The following is a 22,098-nucleotide window of genomic DNA, read 5'->3' as shown; positions in this document are numbered from 1 at the left end:
TAATTTTGATCTAGCTATGACTTTTTCGTGTTGGCTTATTGCAAACTTTTCAGCCGTTTTATATTTTGGCACGCTTCTTGCATTTATTAATTTGGAAAATAGATAAACTTTATATATATTTGGATGATTTTTTTCGGTATATTGCTCACTGCAATAATATATTTTTACGAAAATGTATTATCTAAATATTTATAATTTTTATCCTATTTTATATTTAAGTAAGAATTTTATTTTTTGGACATGTGGAGGAGGAATTGCAGAATGAACACATTTGATGCTCTGGCAGCAAGAGGAGTATCCCGACGCGGCTTTTTGAAATTGATGGCTGCGACTACGGCAGCTTTGGGTCTCCCTGCTGCAGTATCTCCCAAGGTCACTCAGGCTGTTGAGACTGCCTTGGAAAAACCGCCGGTAATCTGGCTTCATGGAATGGAATGCACAGGCTGTTCCGAGTCACTTTTGGCAACACTGAATCCGTCAGCGGCTGAAGTGGTCCTGGATATGCTTTCGATCCGTTATCATGAGACCATTATGGCAGCTTCCGGCTATAAGGCCGAGGAAGCTTATCTGGAGGCCCTGAAAGAAAACTTTGTGCTCGTCGTCGAAGGAGCTATTCCCTCAAAGGAAGACAGGTATTGCATGGTGGGCGGCAAACCTTTCCGGGAAACCGTCCTGGAAGCTTCCAAGAAAGCTAAAGCCATTATTGCTGTCGGCAGCTGCGCAACCGATGGCGCCGGAATTCCCGGAGCCTGTGAGGTTGACGCTGTCGGCGTCCGTGAACTGTTGAAACAAAACAACATTTCAACTCCTGTCATCAATCTTCCATGCTGTCCGGTCAAACCGGCCACCATGCTCGGAACGATTGTTTACTACTTGACCTATGGTACGGTTCCGCCGCTCGATGATCAGGCCCGGCCGGTCGTTTTCTACGGTAAGCTGCTTCATGACAACTGCCCGCGCCGCGGACAATTTGAAGCCGGAAATTATCTGAAAGACTGGAACGATCCGGCCCAAAAAGACTATTGTCTAATCCTGAAAGGCTGCAAAGGCCCGAAGACGTATACCGACTGCGCACAGGTTTGGTACAACGACAATACCAACTTCTGCATCAACGCCGGTTCACCGTGTTCCGGCTGTTCAGAGGCAGGATTCTTTAAAGTCTTTAGCCCTCTTTATGACAAACAGGAAATCTTTGAACTTCCCGGCACTGGGCCGATCAATGTCGATACAGCCGGTAAGGTTATCGGAGGCGTTGCTGTAGCAGGCGTTGCTGTTCATCTCGCAGCTACGGCAGCAACAGGCCGTTTAGGCAAAAAAGACCATGGACATGAGGAGGAGTAAGGAATGTCTGCACAAAAAATTGTCATTGATCCAATTACCCGTATTGAAGGCCACTTGAAAATAGAAGTAGAGATCGAAAATGGTTTCGTCTCTAACTCCCGTGTCATAGGCACCATGTACAGGGGTCTTGAAAACCTGGTTGTCGGTCGCGATCCCAGAGATGCCAGTTATGTTACAGAACGTGCCTGCGGCGTTTGCTCAACAGTACATGGCTTAGCTTCCGCGCTGGCTTTGGACGCCGCTTTTGGTGCTGAAGTCCCCTACGGCGGCCGCCTTATTCGGAATCTGATTTACGGCGCAACGCTCTTGCATGACCACCCGCTCCATTTCTATCATCTGTCTGCTCTGGATTATTTGGATGTCATGGCGATTGCCCAATACAAAGGCAATGATGCTGGCTTGAAGGGCGTTAAGGACAAAATTTTGAAACTGGTTGCAGCTAACGATACAGCGCCTCTGACGCCGCGTTACAACCCCGATCAATATTGTGTCAACGATCCTGAACTTGTTACGATGGCTGTTGCGCATTACCTGAAAGCCTTGGAAATGCAGGCAAAAGCCAAGAAAATGTCCGCAATATTTGCCGGCAAACAACCGCACCAATCCTCGATCGTAGTTGGCGGCGTCACGATACTGCCGACACTGGAGCAAGTCTTTCAATACCGTTCTATGCTGATGGAGCAGATCGCCTTCGTTGAAAATGTCTACCTCCAGGATGTCCTGACCTTCGGAACCGGGCCGCTTCTGCCTCTAGCCCAGGCCGGCGTTGGCGGCAGTCATGGCAATTACATGTCTTATGGCGGCTTTGCCGGAGATGCAGAAGGGAAAGACTTGTTATTTACATCGGGTATCATTCTCGACAATAACCTGGCGACCGTTCATCCGTTCAGCATCGACAAAATCACGGAAGATATCACGCATGCCTGGTACAAGAGCGACAAAGGCAGAACTCCTTATGAGGAAGACACGGTTATTGACTTGGATAAGAAGGACGCCTATACCTATGTCAAAGCACCGCGCTATGAAGGCAAACCGATGGAAGTCGGACCGCTCGCCCGTATGCTCGTCATGCAGCCGAAAGTGCTTATGGACGTTATTACGAAATACAGCATCAAACCCGGCGCTGTTGCCCGTCATGCCGCCCGGGCGGTGGAAACCATTCTTATGGCTAAGAAAATGCTCGAATGGGTCGATTCCCTCATTGCCGAAATGGGCAAGTCGAACTTTAAGATCCATGATACCGATCATTGGGAAATCCCCGAAAGCGGTCAGGGCGCAGGCTTGATTGAGGTTGCCCGCGGGTCGCTCGGCCACTGGATTAAAGTTGAAGACCATAAAACATCAAATTACCAAATGGTCGTCCCCTCGACTTGGAACTTTTCACCGATAGATGGAAACGGCGTTTTAGGCCCGGTTGACAAATCCATGATCGGGGTACCGGTACCGGATCCGGACAATCCGATTAATGTAGTCCGTGTAATCCGTTCCTATGACCCGTGTCTGGCTTGTGCAATTCACCTAATCGATCCGAAAAGCAACGAAATCAAGAAATACCATATTGGCTTCTAAGGAAAGAGAGGGAACGTAAAATGGTCAAAGCGTCTGATCATCCGTTGTTTCAACGGATCACCCACTGGATCAACTTAATTTCTTTTGCGATTTTGATCCCGACCGGCTTTATCATCCACTCACCGGCTCAGGGAATCAATATGAACGTTGTTAGGAATCTTCACTTTATCTTTATGTATATTTTGGTGATTAACGGGATTGTACGTTTGTACTACTCCTTTTTCGGCAAACATAAAGATTACAAGGAGTTTTTCCTTAACAAGCTCGATCTGAAGACCTTTATCCCTCAGATCAAATACTATCTGTTTATCAGCAAGGAACATCCAAAAACCGGCAAGTACAATCCGATGCAGAAATTAGCATATATTGCTATTCCGTTTCTTATCGCGTTTCAGGCGATTACCGGAATCATCCTGTATCTGCCGATGAAGTTCCCGGGAGCTACCGAAGCCCTCGGAAGCCTGGCAGCTGTCAGAGGTCTTCACTATGTTTGTATGTGGGTCTTAATCCTGTTCATCGTTGCCCACCTTTATCTGGTGTTTACCGAAGCTATGGATCAGCTTGGCTTGATGTTTTTCGGTAAGACCGGTAAGAGAGAAAAACAAAAAGCAGGAAAGACAGATCAGACAGCTGTGAAGAGCTGATACGCTAAAAATTGTACTAAGCATTATTACCACTAAAAGTAAAGTTAGTACCAAGTCAACCCTAAACCTTATCTATTCTGTTAGCAGATTATTATATTAGGGTTGACAAGGTACTATCTTCATTCTATCACTAGCTTTATTTTACGAAACTTTATAGGAAAGGACTTTCACGTATGACTCCACCAAAAATTATGCTGATGGGCGTAGGCAACGTTTTACTAAGTGACGAAGGCTTAGGCGTTCAGTTCCTGAATGAATTTAAGCCCGAGGAACTGCCTGACAACGTCGAGCTGTTAGAAGGCGGAACAGCCGGTCTGGAACTGGTCCATCTGATCAAGGAAACCGATTTCCTGATCATTGTGGATGCGATCAATGCCCAGACAGAGCCCGGCAGTGTCTTCCGGTTCTGTCCGGAAGATATCCGGGTTTTCCCGGAGAAGTACCAAGTATCGTTTCATCAGGTGGGCATTCTGGAAGTTCTCGCACTGGCAGACATTCTGGGTAATACTCCCCAAACCCTGATCTACGGTGTTCAACCGAAAAGTCTTGAATGGGGCATGGACCTGTCCGAGGAGATTAAGGCGGTTTTCCCGCGACTCAAGGAACAAATGTTCAAAGAGTTTGCTCAGATTAATGCCGCATCCAGCTTCCTGGCTATTCCGCCTGCCGAATAGGCATAAAGCGCTTAAAGCGTAACTTTAAATCAAAAAAGATACTGCTGATAGTTTTATACTATTGGCAGTATCTTTTTGTGGCTCTATGTCAAATGTCGAGGTAAGCCCCTAGACAGAAGTCACTCTAAACCGATATGACGCTGATAATAGCTTTAGACTGTTATCAAAAGAAAGCACCTCAACTATTTCAGCTTATCCAGAAAACGATGCAGCCTTCTCATACCTTCGGTTATCTGTTCCGGAGAACTTGCATAGGAGATCCGTAAATATCCCGGCGCCAGGAAAGCACTGCCGGGTACGACGGCAACTAGTTCGGAATCAAGCAGCCTATTACAGAATCCGATATCATCTTTGATCTTCTGTCCTTCAAAGGACATGCCGATACAGTTCTTAATGTTTACAAAAACATAAAAGGCACCTTCAGGTTCCGGAAAGGAGATATGCGGCATTTCACGCAAAAGTCCGCAGATCAGATCCCGTCTGTCACTAAAAGCTGCCTTCATTCTCAGCACATCTTCCCCGCTTTCCCGCATCGCCCCGACCGCGGCCCATTGGGCAATGGAGCAGGCATTCGAGGTCAGATGGCTTTGAAACGAATTGATCTTGGATGATAACTCGAGCGGGGCAATCGAATAACCGATCCGCCAACCTGTCATCGCATAGGCTTTGCTCACCCCGTTAATGATAATTGTCCGGGAAGCCAGCTCCGGCATAAGCTGCAGCGGATTAATATGTTTGTTCTGGCCATAAACCAGCTTCTCATAAATCTCATCCCAAATCAGCCAGAGATCATGCTTTTGGGCGATCTCAGCAAGGCCTCTAACGGTCTTCTCGTCAAATAGGACCCCTGTCGGATTGGATGGAGAGTTCAGCAAAAGTGCGATGGTTCTGTCCGTAATTGCGGCTTCCACGCGGTCCAATCTTGGTACAAAACCACTATCTTCTGTTTCCACGATCACCGGTTTCCCATCTACAAGATGGATCTGTTCGATATAGCTTACCCAAGCGGGTGCAAGCAGGACAATCTCATCCCCTGGATCAACGATCGCTGCCAGCGCTTCATATATGCAAGGTTTGGCTCCCGGACCAACGACTACCTGTCCCGGATCAAATTTCAGACCAAATTCCTTTCGGTAATAAGCACAAATTTCTTGACGAAGCTCAGGAACCCCAGGTGTTGATGTGTAATGAGTTTTTCCTTTTTCCATCGCTTCCGCCGCATACTTGAAAGCGGACGGCGGGGACACAAAATCTGGTTCCCCGGATCCAAACGAAATAACATTCTTCCCCTGACTCTTTAGTTCTTTGGCTTTGGCATCAACAGCCAACGTAGCAGACGGCTTCATGCCCAGAATGCGCTGGGACAGCTTCATACTTTCAAATCCTTTCACCTATGGCGTTCTGTATATGATGCAGACATCATGATTGCAGGCATTATTATTGAAACTATTTATTATCATATCGTAAACAATCAAAAATTTCATCATATTTCTGCCATTTTGGCAAGATTTTCGACACTTTTAGCTCTGATCTTTTCTTTTAGATTCATAGTCTTCGATAGCTTTTTTCAGGGCCTGGGGACCCAGCACAGAACAATGGACTTTACTTGCCGGCAGGCCATCCAGCGCGTCGAAAACGTCTCTGCCGCCTATGTTTAAAGCCTCCTCAATACTTTTCCCTTTCACTAAAACCGTAAACATGCTGCTTGCTGCTACCGCCGCGGCACAGCCAAACACTAGGTAACTGATATCCGTCAGGATACCATCCTTTACTTTCAGATAGATCGTCAGCGAATCTCCGCAGGACACATCTCCAAAGATTCCCTCGGCATCTGCATCAGGCATGCTGCCCACATTTTGTGGGCACATAAAATGTTCAATAACTTTATCCGAATAATCCACGTTTCTTCCTCCGGTCTAATCTCAATCTGTTTTCTCCAGAATCGTTCCAACCCTTTCGACCTATATCTTTAATAGTCTACAACCAAAATTCTTTTTTCTCAAATCTAAACGAGCGTGGTCTACAAAAGAGTGTTCTTGCATAAACATAGTATGGCGTGCAGCGGCACAGGCAGCTGCAAATCCGTAAACAAAGTGCTGCATCCATAAAAAGGATATTTGTCAGATGTATAGAATTATCGATTAATTACGTCTAATATGTTGTTAAACACGCTAATCTGTTATCAGATACTTCTAGATATAATATTAAACTGACAATACCATCGTATTGTGTCGAAAGGATGGTTAATTGATGGCAAAGAATTTCAGGAACTTGATGAGTTGGAAAAAGTCAATCGGCATCGCCTTAGTTCTTGTGATGGCTATCAGCATTTTTTACGGATTTGACTTTTTCCGTCTGAATGACAGAACAGTTTTGGCCTCGGATATCGCTATTACTGCGGTTGACTTTGATCAGCTCGGGGTTGATACCACGACGACCTTTTTACTTACCAGCAAAGAAAGCCTGACTGAAAAAACAGTAAAGGCATCGCTCAAGCTTAGTCCGAAATTTTCCTACACCTTGGATAAACAGAATAACGGCAAGAGCTATAAAATTATTCCCGAGGGAGAATTAGCACCGAATACGATTTATCGTCTGGCCTTTGATCCGGAAGCATCGGGAAAGGAAAACCTCAGCTGGGCCTTCCAGACCAAAGCATCCTTTCAGGTGCTTCGTTCCCTTCCCGGAGATAAAAGCACCTCTGTTCCGGTAGACACAGGAATTGAATTGACTTTCTCTTCCGACAACTATGAAATTAGCAGCCTGAAGGATTATTTCAGTATCTCACCCGAGGTGAAGGGGGCTTTCGAAAAGCATAAAAAAACGCTGGTATTTACGCCGGAAGCACTGCAACCGGCCACCGTCTACACAGTCACGCTCAACAAAGGCTTTGTACTCCCCGGTACGACGGAAACCTTGTTCGAAGACTATCGTTTCAGCTTTGAGACCGGGACGGTTGAACAGAACAATCCTCCTTTTACGTTTGATCTGAACACAAGTCTGACCGAATTCAGCACCAGTGAGCAGCCTGCATTTTCCGTATATTTTACCAACAATACGTATTTGGGAGGTCAAATCATAGACACGCCTCCGCTTCATATCAACCTTTACCGCTATCCGGATCACCAAAGCTTTCAAGCCTCTCTCTCGAAACGGGATGTGCTGCCTGATTGGTCCTACTATACCTGGAACCATTATCTCGAAAAATTACCGTCAGCCTACATACTGGCTGAATATGACACCGAATTTCTGAAGACAGACCCTTACAATCAATACATCATGCTCCCAGAAACGCTGGAAGCAGGGTACTATTCCGCAGAATTCCAGGCAGACGAATCCGTCAGGCAAGTCTGGTTCCAGGTAACCGATCTTGCCGTCTACCTTGCCCAGGGACAGGATGAAAGCCTCTTTTGGGTTAATGATCTGCAGACCAAAACATCCGTTGCCGAAGCCACTGTCAGTCTTGAAAATAAGAAGATTACTGCCAGTACGGATAAATCCGGTACGGTTCTGATCAAGCAAAAGCTGTCCGGCGAGCAGAGAAGCTATGCCTGGATCCGGCAGGGAGGCAAAGAAATCCTCGTCCCTATAGAGACCTGGTATGAAGAAAGTAACACCGGCCAGATCAATCCGTCGGATTACTGGAAGTATCTCTATTTGGACCGAGCCCTTTATAAGCCTGGGGATACGTTGAACTTCTGGGGAATCGCTGCACCGCGATCCGGGAACAGTACGCAGGGCAGCCGGATTGAACCGCTTCGTGATCTCACGATTGAAGTGTATAGTTATGACGGCGCTTACTACCCGGGGGGTGAGATTTCCCCGGTCCTGACCCAGGAGACCGCAGTAAAAGATGATTGTTTTCAGGGTCAAATCAAACTTCCCGTTCTAAAACCCGGTTACTATGAACTGCAGGTTAAATCTGGCGATGTTCAGCTGCTCTCACGAAGCTTTTCCGTAGAAAACTACCAAAAACCGGCCTATCAAGTAACATTGACTCAAGATAAGAAAGCCATCTTCGCTGGAGAGAAGGTGAATTTTCAGTTCTCAGCCGCCTTCTTTGAAAGCACGCCTGTCCCAAGTCTGTCTTTGCACTACTTTTTGTCTGATCAGGAAGGTGACCTGACTACCGATGCCAAAGGAACGGCGATACTTTCCTATACCGGCAAGGCTCATGCAGAGAATTATACGGACTACGATTTCCAGACATGTGCGGCCAACGCCACCCTTCCCGAAGCAGGTGAAATCTACAATTACGCTGAATTGCTTGTCTTTAAAAGCAAAGTCTACATCAACGGCCAAGCGATCCGCCAGAAAGATACCTATACCCTCTCCGCCAAATTATCATCTGTTGATTTGACCAAGCTAAACAATGGAGAATTTGCTTCTGAAGAGAACTATCTTCAGGGACCGGTTGCCAATGCCCCGGTGAAAGCTAAGCTCTACCAGGAAGTCGTTACAAGAACCGAAACAGGTCAGTACTATGATTTCATCAGTAAAAAAGTAGTCAAATCTTATAATTATGACTATGCCACAAAACTGGTCAGTGAGTTTGCACTAACAACAGCTTCTGACGGAATGCTGAAATATACAGGTCAAATTGATCCGAAGGAATCCTACAATCTCTATCTTACAGCACAGGACAGTGATGGCCGATCCTTTACAAGACAATTAACTATCAGCAAACAGGATCCTCAGCCGGATAACGCTTATTACTTCCTGCAGGGAACACCTGGTATTGACGGTTATAATCCTGGGGACCAAGTTCAGGTGTCCATGATGGTCAATAACCAAGTTTTAAATCCTGCCGGAAGAAATATTTTATTCTACCACGGTCAAAAAGTCATTGATGCCTACCAGGTAAGCACTACCCCTAAGTACAGCTTTTTGTTTACCGATTTATACATTCCGAATGTTACCGTAGGCGGGGTCTATTTCGACGGGAACAGCTACTATGAAGCGAGCAGCGTCATGATATCGTTTGCAAGCCAAACAAAAAAACTGAATGTCGCGGTACAATCGGATAAGACTGAATATCGGCCCGGCGATAAGGTTCACTTAAGCCTTAAAGTGACCGACAGCAACAATGCCCCTGTTAAAAGGGCCCAGATTAATCTGAATCTTGTTGATGAAGCCCTATTCAGCCTGCAAAACCAGAGTGTTGACCTTTTAAACAGCCTCTATGGTGATAATCAGTATCTGACACTGATAACCAGAAAGTCCCATTATCACCCCGATTTCTATGGTTTTGCCGAGTCTGGCGGGGAGGGCGGTTCGGGACGTAGTGATTTTCGGGATACCGTACTCTTCACCACGCTGCAAACCGACAGTGGCGGGAATGCCTCAACGGACTTCACCCTGCCGGACAATCTGACATCCTGGCGGGTTACCTACCAGGCTTTTACTCAGAATCTTCAGGCTGGTAGCGGTACCTCGCAGCTTCCGATACGTCTGCCGTTCTTTGTCGAAGTGACACTGAACAGCCATTATCTAGCAGGAGATTCTCCAGTCGTCCTTACACGCTCTTATGGTGAAAAACTCAAAAACAGCCAAAATGTTTCTTATACCATGAAACTAATCAGTCCCAGCGGGAAGGAACAGACCTGGCGTCAAAGCGATACAGCATTTTCTGCTGCAGATTGGAAGCTGCCGGCCCTCGAAGCAGGTACTTACCGTCTGACCGTATCCGGCAGTCAGAATGGCCTTACTGACACACTGACCAAGGAATTTACCGCAGTGAAATCGTTTCAGCAGAGGATTGTGTCGGACCGAAGTCTTTTAACGGAAGGCCAGGGACTCAAGGGTTCTTCTGAAGAACCAACGACAGTGATCTTCAGTGATTCTGAGAAGAGCCAGTACCTCCGGGGTCTTTACCAGCTGATCTGGAATAATGGAAGCCGCCTCGAGCAAAAGCTTGCCGCCCAGGAAGCCACCAAGCTTTTGAAAAAGTACTTCTCCGACAGTCCCGAATCTAATATCCCTCTGGTTGGAGATAGGGAGGATCGGGATTCTCTGCTCCCTTGTCAGCGGCCCGACGGTGGAATCAGCATCCTCTCTTATGGAGAAAGTGATCCGGCCTTGTCGGCAATGGTCGCTTCCGCTGCCCCAGGTGTCTTTGATGATCAGGCCTTAATCCGCTATTTTTACAGAATTCTGGAAGCTGAAGACACAGGAGAAGCAGGAAAAGAGGGAGATCAAGGAAATCAGGGGAGTCAGACACCTGCGGCAGAAGATGAAAGTGTGATTCTTCTCGGGCTCGCTTCCCTGGGAGAGCCTGTTCTTCTGCAGATTGACAGCTATATGCAGAAGGAAGATCTGTCTGCGGAAGCAAAGATCAACCTGGCTCTGGCTCTGCTGGAAACCGGGGATGGAGCCTACGCCAAACAGGTTTATAAGGAATTGCTCAGCACTTATCAGCAGGACCTCGGTTCCGTACTGCGAATCAACGTAGGAAGCGATCAGGATGATATGATTCTGGCTACAACCCGGATGGCACTTCTGGCAGCACGCCTGGACCAGCCGGAAAAAAACAAGCTTTACCAGTATCTGCTTGAGAATCCGGGCAAAGATATTTTGAATACGCTCGAGCAGCTGGAAATACTCCGCTACAACCTTCAGTATATGGCCTCTTCGCCGGTAAGCTTTACCTATGAACTAAACGGAAAAAAAGAGACCAAAATCTTAAGAAATATGAACTTCTTTAAACTGACCATTCTTCCTGAGGATTTGACGGAGATATCATTCACCAGGATCAAAGGCAAGATTGGCATGGTGAGCTGCTACAACGTTCCGATTCAGGCCGGAGAAGGATCAGAAAATACCGATCTTGAGATCAGTCGTACCTACCGCGTCGGCAGTACGGAGACAAATACCTTCAATCGCCAGAACCTCGTCCAGGTCGTGTTAAGCTATAACATCGGCGATAAAGCGCCCCAGGGGCTTTATGAAATTGTGGATGTGCTTCCTGCCGGTCTTGCTCTTATCCCACGTCCCGAAAATTACAATGAAGACCCAACTGCCAAAAATCACTGGGATTATCCGACAGAAGTCAACGGCCAAAAGCTGGTCTTCCACGTCAGCAAGGACAAAGGCACGATTACGTATCTGGCACGAGTCATCTCACCTGGTGAATTCAACTGCGAAGCACCCGTTTTGAGCAACATTAAGAACAGTATCGTTTACACAAGCGGCAGCCTATCCAGGATTGTGATCAAATAAAAATGGGGGCATGACCTATTACGAATATTCGCTGCTTCGTTTTATGTAAAACCGTCTTAAACATGACTGCCTTACTATTATTATGCTTTTCTTTCTTACTCCTGTCCGGATGCGGCGGAACAAGCCTAACGGAAAAATCCTCCGGTGACGGCAGGATATCCGTTTCCTCCCATTCCGGTTTTATCACCCGGGAGGAATTAAATGCTATCTTGGCCGACCAGCCTGCTGTACCGTCCAAAGCAGATAAGAGAATCGTAAGTGCCGTGATGCCTCATCATCTGACAGCTGCCCGCCTAATTAACGATCTGATGCAAATACTTGCCGCGCAGGAGCCAGGCCTAATCATCCTGGTGGGCCCAAATCATCTTAACAACGGGAACCGGATTATTACAGGTCTGGATAACTGGGAGACTCCTGAAGGCCTTGTCGAAACGGATCAGCCGACGGTCACCCTTCTGCTTAAAAACAGCCTGGCAAGCAGAGATGAGGGAACCCTCTCTTCGGAACATTCCATTGGCTCTCTGGCACCGCTTATTAAGCATTATCTTCCCAAAGCAAAGATTGTACCGCTCATTCTGCATCATGATGTCACCCTTCAGGAAGTCAATACGCTGCTTACCGGACTAGAGCCCTGTCTGAATGAACATACGGTTCTGATCTCATCGGTTGACTTTTCGCATTATCTGACCCGGGTCGAGGCCCAAGGCAAAGACCGCGAAACCTTGAAATATATGCAGGAATTTAATTATCCTGCCCTCTTCAGGCTGGGCAATGATTACCTGGATTCTCCCGCATCGCTTGCCGCATCTTTCCGGCTGGCCGAGAAACAAGGAATCCGGGCTTTTCACGTTTTGGGCAACACAAATTCCGGTATACTCCTGCAAAACGATATGACTCAGACAACCAGCTATTTTACGCTAGTGTTCTACGCTGATACAGATAGTGATTAACCTTTGGGAATTAACGTCTTCTATTTAACTAGTGTAATTACAACAGTCTTAAACCTAAACAAAGGGGCTGTAACTGAACTCAGGCTACCAAGAGCGAGTCTCCAATATCTGAAGTAATTAATAGTTATATGGGTAAATCTGGGAAATAGAATCGGTTTAACGTTCCCTTTAAGTATCGACAGCTTGATCCCTGAAAATCATAAAAAGGAGGGCGTAACGGAACTTTGATAGAGTTTGGTTACGCCCTCCCTTTTCATTCATTTTAATCTGTTGGTTTTTATTATCTGTTCTTACTTCACGCCAAAGCTCCTTTGAAAGGCCTGCTCCAGAATTTCCATTGCCCGGTCAATTTCGTCAAACGTGACTGTAAGCGGCGGCAGGAAACGCAGGGTCTTGCCTCCGACACAGTTGATCAGCAGTCCGTTTGCACAGCAGTCGCTCACAATCTCGGGTCCTTTTTCTTCAATAGGCAGGCCGACCATCAGTCCGAGCCCCCTGACCTTACCGGGCAAATCAAATTTTTCAGCAAGCTTCTGCAGCTTATCCTGGAAATAATACCCCTTGTTCTCGACCCCGGTCAGAAAATCTTCCCGGGTCATGATCTCCATCACTTTGCAGCCGACAGCCGAGACCAGATGGTTGCCTCCGAAAGTCGAAGCATGGTCTCCCGGCTGGAAAGAAGCTGCTGCGTTGTCTGCTGCGAGCATCGCACCAATCGGCACCCCATTGCCCAGCGCTTTGGCCAGCGTCAGGATATCCGGCTTTACGCCGGACCACTCATAGGCAAACAGTTTTCCGGTCCTGCCCAGTCCGCACTGGACTTCATCAAAGATCAGCAACGCCCCATACTTATCGCATAATTCCCTGGCTCTTTGCAGAAACTCACGCGAAACAGGTTGGACACCGCCTTCCCCTTGCACAGGTTCGATCATTACAGCGGCAGTCTTTTCATTGATGGCCCGTTCCAATTCGCTCATATCATTCAGCGTGACATAGGAGAATCCTTCCGGCAGCGGCTCATATCCCTTCTGGTACTTGGCTTGGCCTGTGGCTGTTATCGTTGCCAGCGTCCTGCCATGGAACGAATTCTTCAGGGATACGATCTGAATTTTTTCAGCCCCAAAATGCTCCTTGGCATACTTCCTCACCAGTTTGATGGCAGCTTCGTTGGCCTCCGCTCCGCTGTTGCAGAAGAATACTTTATCCGCGAACGAATTGTCCGTCAGCATCTTCGCGAGTTTGACCTGCCCAGGGATCCAGTACAGATTGGAAGTATGCAGGATCTCTCCGGCCTGTTCGCGGATGGTTTCCACGATCTCCGGATTGGCATGCCCGAGTGAGGTTACAGCCAGACCCGCGACAAAGTCCAGATATTGCTTGCCGTCACTGTCCCAGACCAGCGATCCGGATCCTTTGACTAACGCCATTGGCAAACGGCCATACGTATTCATGACATTTTCTTTGCCCATCGCGATCATTTGTTCCGTATTCAGCTCTATATTCATATCGACCATCGACCCTTCTTCTCTATAATACAATTTATTGAATATTCTCCGTTTATTTAATCATCGTCCCGATCCCACCGTCAGTAAACAACTCCAGCAAAATCGCATGCGGCTGTCTGCCGTCCAGGATATGAACGGTACCTGTTCCCTGTTCCAGCGCGTTTACTGCACATTCTACTTTCGGTATCATTCCGCCTTTAAAGATCCCTTCCGTCATCATTGCCGGTACATCTTCCTTCGGGATAACGGAAATAAGAGACTCCCGATCATTGATATCTCTCATAATTCCCTTGACATCGGTCAAAAGCAGGAATTTGTCAGCTTTTAAGGATCCGGCGATGGTTCCGGCAGCCGTATCGGCATTTACATTATAGCTTTCACCATCATCTCCACCGGCCAGCGGTGAAATAATCGGAATATATCCCTGATCCAAAAGGCTGGTAATGATCCCCGGCGTAACCTTCTTGATCTCACCGACATACCCAAGATCGATTTCCTCGACCAATCCTTGTTCATTGGCCAATTGCATCGGTTTCTTCTCGGCGACGAGCAGTTTGGCATCCTGGCCGTTCAGCCCTACTGCCTTTCCGCCAAAGCTGTTTAGCATCGAAACAATCTCCGTGTTCAGCTTTCCGACCAGGACCATCGCTGCAATTTCCATGGTCTCTTTATCCGTAACCCTTAAGCCCTGCACAAACGTGCTTTCTTTGCCGACACGCTTCAGCATCGTATTGATTTCCGGTCCCCCTCCGTGAACAATAACCGGACGGATACCAACCGTATGCAGCAGCAGGATATCGAGCATGACCTTTTCTTTAAGCTCCTGATCAATCATGGCATGCCCGCCATATTTGATCACAACGGTAGACCCGGAGAATTTTTGAATATACGGCAAGGCTTCAATCAGAATATTGGCTTTATCTAAATTGCTGATCTTCGCACTGAAATCTTCCATTTTGATGCGCCTCCTTTACTCCTCTTCATAAGGTGTCTCTAGAAAACTCAAGTGTTTAACAGATAATTACCAGTAACTAACATCCATATTCAATGATCACTAATTACGCTGATATTATTACGTCCGGTAATCAGCGTTGATGTCGATATACTTATGTGTAAGATCACAGCCCCAGGCCACAGCCTGTTCGTTTCCGTCACCCAGAACGACGTCGACCTTAATGTCTGTATTCTTCAGCAAAACCGAAGCTTCCGTCTCGGAAAATGGCAGGCCCTGTCCGTGTGCAGCGACCTGCAACCCGTTCAGGTAGATATGCGCTTTGTTTGGATTAAAGTTGGCCCCTGAGTATCCTGCTGCAGCCAGAATCCTTCCCCAATTGGCATCTTCGCCATACATGGCAGATTTCACCAAATTAGAGGAACAGACACTGCGGGCAATCATTCTAGCTGCTTCCAATGATGCGGCCCCTGCGACTTTCACTTCCAGAAACTTGCTGGCCCCTTCGCCGTCTCTTGCAATCGCTTTGGCCATCGTACAGCAGGCTTCCCGGAGCATGGCAGAAAAGTTCTCCCATTCCTGACCTTCCGGCGCAACCCCCGATAATCCGTTGGCCAAGATCACGACCATATCGTTCGTACTGGTGTCGCCATCCACGGTTACCATATTAAAGCTTTCATCCGTTACTGCCTTCAACAGCCCTTTCAGCTTATCCTGCGCAACCTGCGCATCTGTCGTAATAAAACATAGCATCGTTCCCATATTAGGATGGATCATGCCCGAGCCTTTAGCCATGATGCCAAGCTTTATAGCTCCTTGGGCGCACTGCAGTTCTAAAGCGAGTTCTTTGCAAACCGTGTCTGTGGTCATAATAGCCAACGCCGCCTGGTGGGCGTATTCAGTTTTTTCACTTGCGGAGACTTTTCCCTTAAGTGCCTGAACTTCCTTTGCGGCCAGCCTGATCCCTGGGATGACTTTAGCCAGCGGCAGTTCCTGCCCGATTACCCCTGTGGACGATACCAGGATATCTTCCGGAGCAAGAGCGAGCTCTGTTGCGGTCACCCTGGCCATCTCCGTGGCAGCGTTGTCACCAATCTCGCCCATACAGGCATTGGCATTACCGCTGTTGACAATAACAGCCTGCGCTTTGCCGTCTGCAAGATGTTTCTTGGTGAGTACCAGCGGATGGGCCTTCACGACATTGCGCGTGAACATCCCTGCCGCACTGGCCGGGATCTCAGATAAGATCAGCGCCAGGTCGTATTTGTCTTTATGTTTTATGCCCGCTTTGACCCCGCAGGCATAAAATCCAAGCGGTGCGGAAATCCCGCCATTTATTTCTTGCCAAGGATACAATTCATCCGTCATTTTTATTCCTCCTTAGATCTTTTCTGTCTCTAGAAGTTTGGGGACAAAAGAAACGTCCATTTGTCTCCCTATGGCCAGAGCGCAGTGGTTTGAAGCCCAGTCGTTTCCGGCAGATCAAACAGGATGTTCATATTCTGGATGGCCTGGCCAGATGCTCCTTTGACCAAATTGTCAATGACGGAAACCAGGACGACCCTGCCGGTCCGCTGGTCATATCTTAGCTGAAGGAATGCGTGGTTGCTCCCATACGTATATTTCGTTTGGGGCCACTCTCTTTCCGGCATCACATGAATAAACGGTTCCTTCTCGTAAGCTTGCTGCCAGCAATCCCACAGTTCCTGCTCCGTTATGCCGCTCTTGACACCGGCATAGATGGTAGCCAGTATGCCTCGGGTCATTGGCACGAGATGTGGGGTAAAACTAATCACGACTTTCGCATCCGCCGCACCGCTTAGCTGCTGCTCGATCTCCGGTGTGTGGCGATGCACACCAACACTGTAAGCTTTAAAATTCTCATTCACTTCGGAATAATGAAGGTTCTGGACAATCCCGCGGCCTGCTCCTGAGACACCCGACTTGGCATCGATGATGATGCCGGTCGGATCAAGCAGTCCTGTCCGGAGTAGCGGTACCAGCGCTAGCTGAGATGCTGTGGGATAACAGCCCGGATTTGCCACAAGGGCTTTCCCCGCAATTTCATTTCTGTATAGTTCAGGCAGTCCGTAGACAGCCTCTGGCAGCAAAGCTGGATCAGCATGCTTAACCTTATACCAATTTTCATACTCCTGGACGTCTTTAAGTCTGAAGTCGGCTCCAAGATCCACGATTTTTATGCCGCGTTCCATCAATTCCCTGGCTCTGGCCGCTGCTATGCCATGCGGCAGCGCCATAAACACCACGTCGACATCAGGTATCTCCTCTGCCTCCAGCACGTTTTCCAGACTTTCCTGAAGGTGAGGGCAAATATCTGAAATACGCTTTCCCGCAGATGTAGAAGAGCCTAAATACGCCAGCGTGACCTCCGGATGGTTATTTAATAAACGAAGCAGTTCCTGCCCTGTATAGCCGGTTGCTCCAAGAATTCCAACTTTAATCATCCATATCCCTCCTGTAACGATAATGCAGCGTTTAGTTTATTAATAATTTATTTTAATAATTATACACTTACGTGAATAATTATTCAATACCTAAGTCCTTAAATTTTTACTTTTCTCCAATACTTCTTTTAAATTATTCTGATCAATTTTTCTATCTATTCTCTCAGTTTATCTTACTATACATTCCGTCTTTTTCCAAAAAAAATACTCTCCGTTATGCGAAAAGTATTTGAGATCTTACAACAGTATTTCGGCATCATCATAACATTAATGAATATGCACCTTCGTTCCCTGCGGTATGTTATCATAAATCCATTTGGCGTTTTCCACTTCTAGCCTGATACAGCCATGAGAAGCCGGTGTACCAAGTTTGGCCGCTTCTTCGGCAATCATTTTTTTCTGTTTATCCATCGGGACAGAATGGAAAAGGTACACACCCCAGTCTTTGAAAGAGACCCAGTATTTGGCACCCTGCTGGTATTTTTCGGAGAAAAACCATTCGCCGCGGTTTTGAATTTCAAAATCCCCCAGCGGAGTCAAATTATTGGCGCCTGTCGACGCTGTGAATTGTTTAATTTCAGAACCCTGATAATAGATCCGGACAATTTGTTCGGTCACATCAACATCAATCCTGTAGTCACTTTGTTGGGTTTCCTGAGATTTGGCCGTTTGATCCTGCTGTCCGTTCGCGGATTCCTGCTGCTTCGCTTCAGCTTTCTGATCATTTTCTGCACCCTGGTTATTCCCACCGCTGTTTTCAGCCGTTCCATTCTGTTGGTTATGATAAGAAGTCTGGTTATCTTGCGGGGTTGTCTGGTGCTGATTAGAATTGTACCGAGAAAACACACTGACTACTTCAGATCCGCCCAGAAAGCTCATTAACCCGGCAACAATAAATAATATAACTACCGTGGCAAGTGCGATTTTAGATTGTTTTCTTTTCAAAATGATCTTCTTCCTTTGCTGCATAATGGATTCATTTCTGATGTTCTTATTAAACCCTGAACCGATAGCCCGCTCCCCAGACCGTTTCGATATATTGCGGGTTGGAAGGGTCGCTTTCAATTTTATCACGCAGCCGGGCGATATGAACCGTGACCGTAGCGGAATCACCGAGCGCCTCAAGTCCCCAGACCTTTTCGAATAATTCGTCTCTGCCGAATACCCGGTTGGGATGCTTGGCCAGATATAAAAGCAGCTCAAATTCTTTCTGGGCGAGATTGGCTTCCCGGTTATGGATATAGACCCTGCGGGCTTCTTTCTCGATCCTGAGTCCACGGATCACAACAGCGTTGTTGCTTATCTGCTTTTCGCTGAATTTCTTCTTCAGTTTTTCATAATTCTGCAGATGCGCTTTGACCCTGGCGATAAGTTCACCGGGGCTGAAGGGTTTCGTGATATAATCATCCGCTCCGAGATTAAAGCCTTTGATTTTGTCGATTTCCTCTTTTTTAGCAGATACCAGAATCACAGGGACCTCTTTTTCATCTCTTAGACTGCGCAGAATCTCCAGACCATCCAGACCCGGAAGCATGATATCAAGGATTAGAAGATCATAGCCGTTTTCCTGGAACTGCTTCAGACCGGCAGAACCATCCGTACAAATGTCGGCTGCAAAACCTTCCACTTCCAGGTAATCTTGTTGCAGTTCCGCAATATTCAGATCATCTTCAATAATCAGAATTTTTTTCATAACAGTCCTCGTTTTGGATGGTTTTCTTCATGTAGACTTAGAGTTGACATGGTACTCGTCTTTAAGATAGGCCAGTGAAATCAGAATACTCATTCCTTCCTTGCCGTGGGACATTGCCCAGATAATCCCCTGATGCCCCTCGACGACCTGTTTGGCAATCGCAAGTCCGAGGCCGCTTCCCTCAATCCCTGTTCTGGCCTGATCGGAACGATAAAACCGGTCAAAAATATACGGCAGATCCTTTTCACTGACTCCACACCCATTGTCCTGAAACTCCATAATAATACTGGAAGGAGTCTCCCTGAGCAGAACCCTTATTACCGCCTCATCTTTGTCCATATACTTACGAGAGTTGTCCAGAATATTCATAATAATTCTTTTCATTCGTTCCCGATCAAGAAAAACGCAGCGCTTTTGGGTCAGATCACTGAACATTTCCGTGTGAATTCTATTGTTTCCGAGTTCAGGTTCACTTTCCAGCAAGCAGCTTTTAATGAATTCCTGAACATCGGTCCTTTCAAAATTAAACGGAATCTGGTTTAGATCAAGTTTGGCGTAGAGCAGCAAATCATCAATCATCTTATCAACCTGCTCAGCCTTTACATAGATGGTTTTCAAATATTTCTCCGTTTTTTCCGGGGTATTTGCGACGCCATCCAAAATGCCTTCAACATAACCCTTAATCGAAGTAACGGGAGTCTTTAGATCATGGGATATGCTGGATATCAGCATTTTTCTGTTGTCTTCGTATTTCAGCTGGGTATGGATCGATTCCTTGAGCTTAAGGCGCATAAGCTCAAGGTCCCGGCACAATGCTTCAATCTCCCGGTCACCTTCTTCGGCAATCTGGCAGTCCAGGTTGCCGGTCCGGATCTCATCTGCAGCATGTTGTAGATGATTCAGTGGCTGCAAAACCGCCCGCGAAAACTGATAGGAGATCAGGATGTTCGTAACAATGAAAGAGCAAAGGAACGTCAGGCCGATCACAATGAGGAACTGAATCAGGCCGTTAGCTGCCTGATCCGGCGGAACGAGCAGCAGCACGGTTCCCCCAGCAGTATCTGCAGGATCCTGCCCAATAATCTGAACCGTAAAGGACTGACCACTGATCACAATGCTTTCCTTGCCAGGCTTGTTTTGTCCTGCTTCCAAGGCCTTAGCCAGCTCAATTTTGCCAATTCCCGGTGCATCCAGCGAGGTATAGATCATGCTATCATCCTTCAGGATGATCAGTTCGCCTCCGATTTCGGCTATTTTCTGGCGCAACAGCCGCTGGAACTTTTCATCGGCAATCGCGTCGGGACTCTCCTGCTGGATCAGTCTTTCTGTATCCATCAGTACTGCTTCAATCTGAGAGGCCCGCTGGTAGCTTTCCCAGGAATATATATTGCCATATAGTTTGCTGTATATAAACAGATAAGCCATGGCGACCAGTGCTGTAATCAGCACCGGAATCGCCACGGTAGCTGCATTTGCTGCAATTAAACGCTTCTTAAGATTCATTGCCGGTCCTCTTATTCAGTCATTTAGCATCATTTTTAAGCAAATTCTGAAATCTAGAACTCTTTTTTATCAAACAAATAAAACCCCGCTGCAAAAAACATCAGTGCGTAGCCAAGCATCAGACAAAACTCCCGGCCAATCTTCGCCAGCGGCAAAGAATTGGCCAGCCACAAATTGTACCAGTCGAGCTGTGTGGTAACCAACAGGCTTGAGTACTCGGAAAAGAAAATACCAAAAGCCTTGATGGCCAGAAAAACAATAATTGCAACAAAAAATACCGACGTGCCGCTCTTTAGAATATTGGCCAAAAACACAATCCCTAGGGCCAATGTAAACAGCGGAAACAAGCTGATCACATAAACGAGCACGGTTCTCGCTACAGCGGTAAGCGTAGCGGAATTGGCATTAAACAGAAAACCGGCCAGCATGGAAAAGACCATTAAGATCAGCAGGTTGGCCAGAATAAAGACCGCAATGGCCGTGACTTTGGCCGTATAGATTTTCAGCCTGCTGACCGGCCTGGTCAGCGTGACGCGCATCAGGTTATGGGAGAACTCCCCGGAAAAACAGTCAATGGCAACGAGCGCTGTAAACAGCGGCAGAATCGTATTGACGACGACCGACAAAACCAGTACGGGAAATTCCACGCTGCCGGTGCCTCTTACACCAAAGCCGGTTCTGACACCAACGACGGCCAGCTGCCCCAGTACAATCACAACCAGTGAGATAATCAGCGCAACCAGGGCTTTTTTCTTTTTGTACAGCTTTTCAATTTCATTGATCAAAGCAGCTTTATACGCGGCCATTGCGTTCCACCTCACTGACAAAGTAATTCTCCAACGTGGCGTAATTTTGCAGAATCTTTTCCGTGCTGTCCACATTGAGCATCTTTCCGTTGACGATGACCCCGATTCTGCTGCAGGTAAGTTCAACATCATGGATCAGATGGCTTGAAATAAAAAAGGTGGTTCCTTCCTGTTCAGCCATCTGCTTAATGAGATTACGGACATCAATCATCCCCTCGACATCGAGTCCGTTCAATGGCTCATCCAGGATCAAAACTTTGGGCCTGGCCAGAATAGCCGCAGCTAAACCCAAGCGTTGCTTCATGCCTAGGGAGAACTTCCTGGGTTTTTCCTGTTTGTATTTGATCATACCGGTAAGCTCCAGAACCTCATCAATTCTGTGGTCATCGACTCCCGGGTAACACCGGGCACGCTGCCTTAAGTTTTCATAAGCGGTCAAGAACGGATAAGAGTCAGCAATTTCAATAATACAGCCAACTTCCGCCATGGCCTTCTCATATGATTCGGTAATACTATGCCCGAAAATCCTGACGTCACCGCGGTCCGGCCGGATCAATCCGGTCATGATCTTCATTGCCGTTGTTTTTCCTGCACCGTTTGGCCCAAGAAAACCAAAAATATCCCCCTGATCAATTTCCAGATTGATATCGTCAATGCCCCGGCCGTTTTTATACAGTTTGGTCAGGCTGCATATTTCAATCACTTTTTCCATATAATTGCCCCCATTGTGCACTGCAAGGAGCCTGCCGGGATTCCCCGGCAGCTCCAATTTAAAGTT

At 47.1% G+C, this 22,098-nt stretch carries 17 protein-coding genes; 6 read left to right on the top strand and 11 right to left on the bottom strand.

Going from position 1 to position 22,098, the window contains the following annotated elements:
- Positions 1-261: 261 nt before the first annotated feature.
- The 4 genes from NC238_02725 (at position 262) to NC238_02710 (ending at position 4,228) form a co-directional block, all read left to right on the top strand.
- Complete coding sequence (locus NC238_02725; protein MCM1564870.1) at positions 262-1,341, top strand: hydrogenase small subunit; 1,080 nt, start codon at positions 262-264, stop codon at positions 1,339-1,341.
- Between the two features lie 3 nt (positions 1,342-1,344).
- Positions 1,345-2,910, top strand: coding sequence for a nickel-dependent hydrogenase large subunit (locus tag NC238_02720; GenBank protein ID MCM1564869.1), 1,566 nt, complete (start codon positions 1,345-1,347; stop codon positions 2,908-2,910).
- A 20-nt stretch (positions 2,911-2,930) separates the two neighbouring features.
- On the top strand, positions 2,931-3,554 hold the full coding sequence (gene cybH, locus NC238_02715) for a Ni/Fe-hydrogenase, b-type cytochrome subunit (GenBank protein MCM1564868.1): 624 nt from the start codon (positions 2,931-2,933) through the stop codon (positions 3,552-3,554).
- A 173-nt stretch (positions 3,555-3,727) separates the two neighbouring features.
- Positions 3,728-4,228, top strand: a complete 501-nt coding sequence (locus NC238_02710; GenBank protein ID MCM1564867.1) for a HyaD/HybD family hydrogenase maturation endopeptidase — start codon at positions 3,728-3,730, stop codon at positions 4,226-4,228.
- A gap of 182 nt (positions 4,229-4,410) precedes the next feature.
- On the opposite strand, the gene NC238_02705 is transcribed toward NC238_02710, so the two are convergent.
- The gene (locus NC238_02705; protein MCM1564866.1) at positions 4,411-5,601 is read right to left on the bottom strand and encodes a pyridoxal phosphate-dependent aminotransferase; all 1,191 of its coding nucleotides are present in this window, start codon (positions 5,599-5,601) and stop codon (positions 4,411-4,413) included.
- A gap of 147 nt (positions 5,602-5,748) precedes the next feature.
- A complete protein-coding gene (locus NC238_02700; protein MCM1564865.1) occupies positions 5,749-6,129 on the bottom strand; it encodes an iron-sulfur cluster assembly scaffold protein in 381 nt (126 codons plus the stop codon).
- A gap of 349 nt (positions 6,130-6,478) precedes the next feature.
- Between NC238_02700 and NC238_02695 the strand changes: the two genes are divergently transcribed.
- Together NC238_02695 and amrB are read left to right on the top strand one after the other, a co-directional pair.
- Positions 6,479-11,446: an Ig-like domain-containing protein gene (locus tag NC238_02695; GenBank protein MCM1564864.1), complete on the top strand. Its 4,968-nt coding sequence runs from the start codon at positions 6,479-6,481 to the stop codon at positions 11,444-11,446.
- Between the two features lie 62 nt (positions 11,447-11,508).
- Entirely contained in the window at positions 11,509-12,396 is an 888-nt protein-coding gene (gene amrB / locus NC238_02690) for an AmmeMemoRadiSam system protein B (protein ID MCM1564863.1), read from the top strand.
- 290 nt (positions 12,397-12,686) lie between these two features.
- On the opposite strand, the gene NC238_02685 is transcribed toward amrB, so the two are convergent.
- The 9 genes from NC238_02685 to NC238_02645 form a co-directional block, all read right to left on the bottom strand.
- A complete protein-coding gene (locus tag NC238_02685) occupies positions 12,687-13,910 on the bottom strand; it encodes an aspartate aminotransferase family protein (GenBank protein ID MCM1564862.1) in 1,224 nt (407 codons plus the stop codon).
- A 43-nt stretch (positions 13,911-13,953) separates the two neighbouring features.
- Positions 13,954-14,856: an acetylglutamate kinase gene (argB, locus tag NC238_02680; protein ID MCM1564861.1), complete on the bottom strand. Its 903-nt coding sequence runs from the start codon at positions 14,854-14,856 to the stop codon at positions 13,954-13,956.
- A gap of 117 nt (positions 14,857-14,973) precedes the next feature.
- Positions 14,974-16,221 (bottom strand): bifunctional glutamate N-acetyltransferase/amino-acid acetyltransferase ArgJ, encoded by a 1,248-nt coding sequence (gene argJ / locus NC238_02675; protein ID MCM1564860.1) that lies wholly within the window; start codon positions 16,219-16,221, stop codon positions 14,974-14,976.
- A gap of 68 nt (positions 16,222-16,289) precedes the next feature.
- On the bottom strand, positions 16,290-17,318 hold the full coding sequence (gene argC / locus NC238_02670) for an N-acetyl-gamma-glutamyl-phosphate reductase (GenBank protein MCM1564859.1): 1,029 nt from the start codon (positions 17,316-17,318) through the stop codon (positions 16,290-16,292).
- A 267-nt stretch (positions 17,319-17,585) separates the two neighbouring features.
- Positions 17,586-18,263 (bottom strand): L,D-transpeptidase, encoded by a 678-nt coding sequence (locus tag NC238_02665; GenBank protein MCM1564858.1) that lies wholly within the window; start codon positions 18,261-18,263, stop codon positions 17,586-17,588.
- Positions 18,264-18,312: 49 nt separating this feature from the next.
- Entirely contained in the window at positions 18,313-19,011 is a 699-nt protein-coding gene (locus NC238_02660; GenBank protein MCM1564857.1) for a response regulator transcription factor, read from the bottom strand.
- Between the two features lie 27 nt (positions 19,012-19,038).
- Entirely contained in the window at positions 19,039-20,514 is a 1,476-nt protein-coding gene (locus NC238_02655; protein ID MCM1564856.1) for a HAMP domain-containing histidine kinase, read from the bottom strand.
- Between the two features lie 53 nt (positions 20,515-20,567).
- Positions 20,568-21,320, bottom strand: coding sequence for an ABC transporter permease (locus NC238_02650; GenBank protein ID MCM1564855.1), 753 nt, complete (start codon positions 21,318-21,320; stop codon positions 20,568-20,570).
- A complete protein-coding gene (locus NC238_02645; GenBank protein MCM1564854.1) occupies positions 21,307-22,032 on the bottom strand; it encodes an ABC transporter ATP-binding protein in 726 nt (241 codons plus the stop codon). Before NC238_02645 ends, NC238_02650 begins: the two co-directional genes overlap by 14 nt.
- Positions 22,033-22,098: the final 66 nt, after the last annotated feature.

Origin of the sequence: Dehalobacter sp. (genome assembly GCA_023667845.1) — a bacterium.
Lineage (GTDB): Bacteria > Bacillota > Desulfitobacteriia > Desulfitobacteriales > Syntrophobotulaceae > Dehalobacter.
This window is presented reverse-complemented; position numbering and strand designations above follow the sequence as displayed.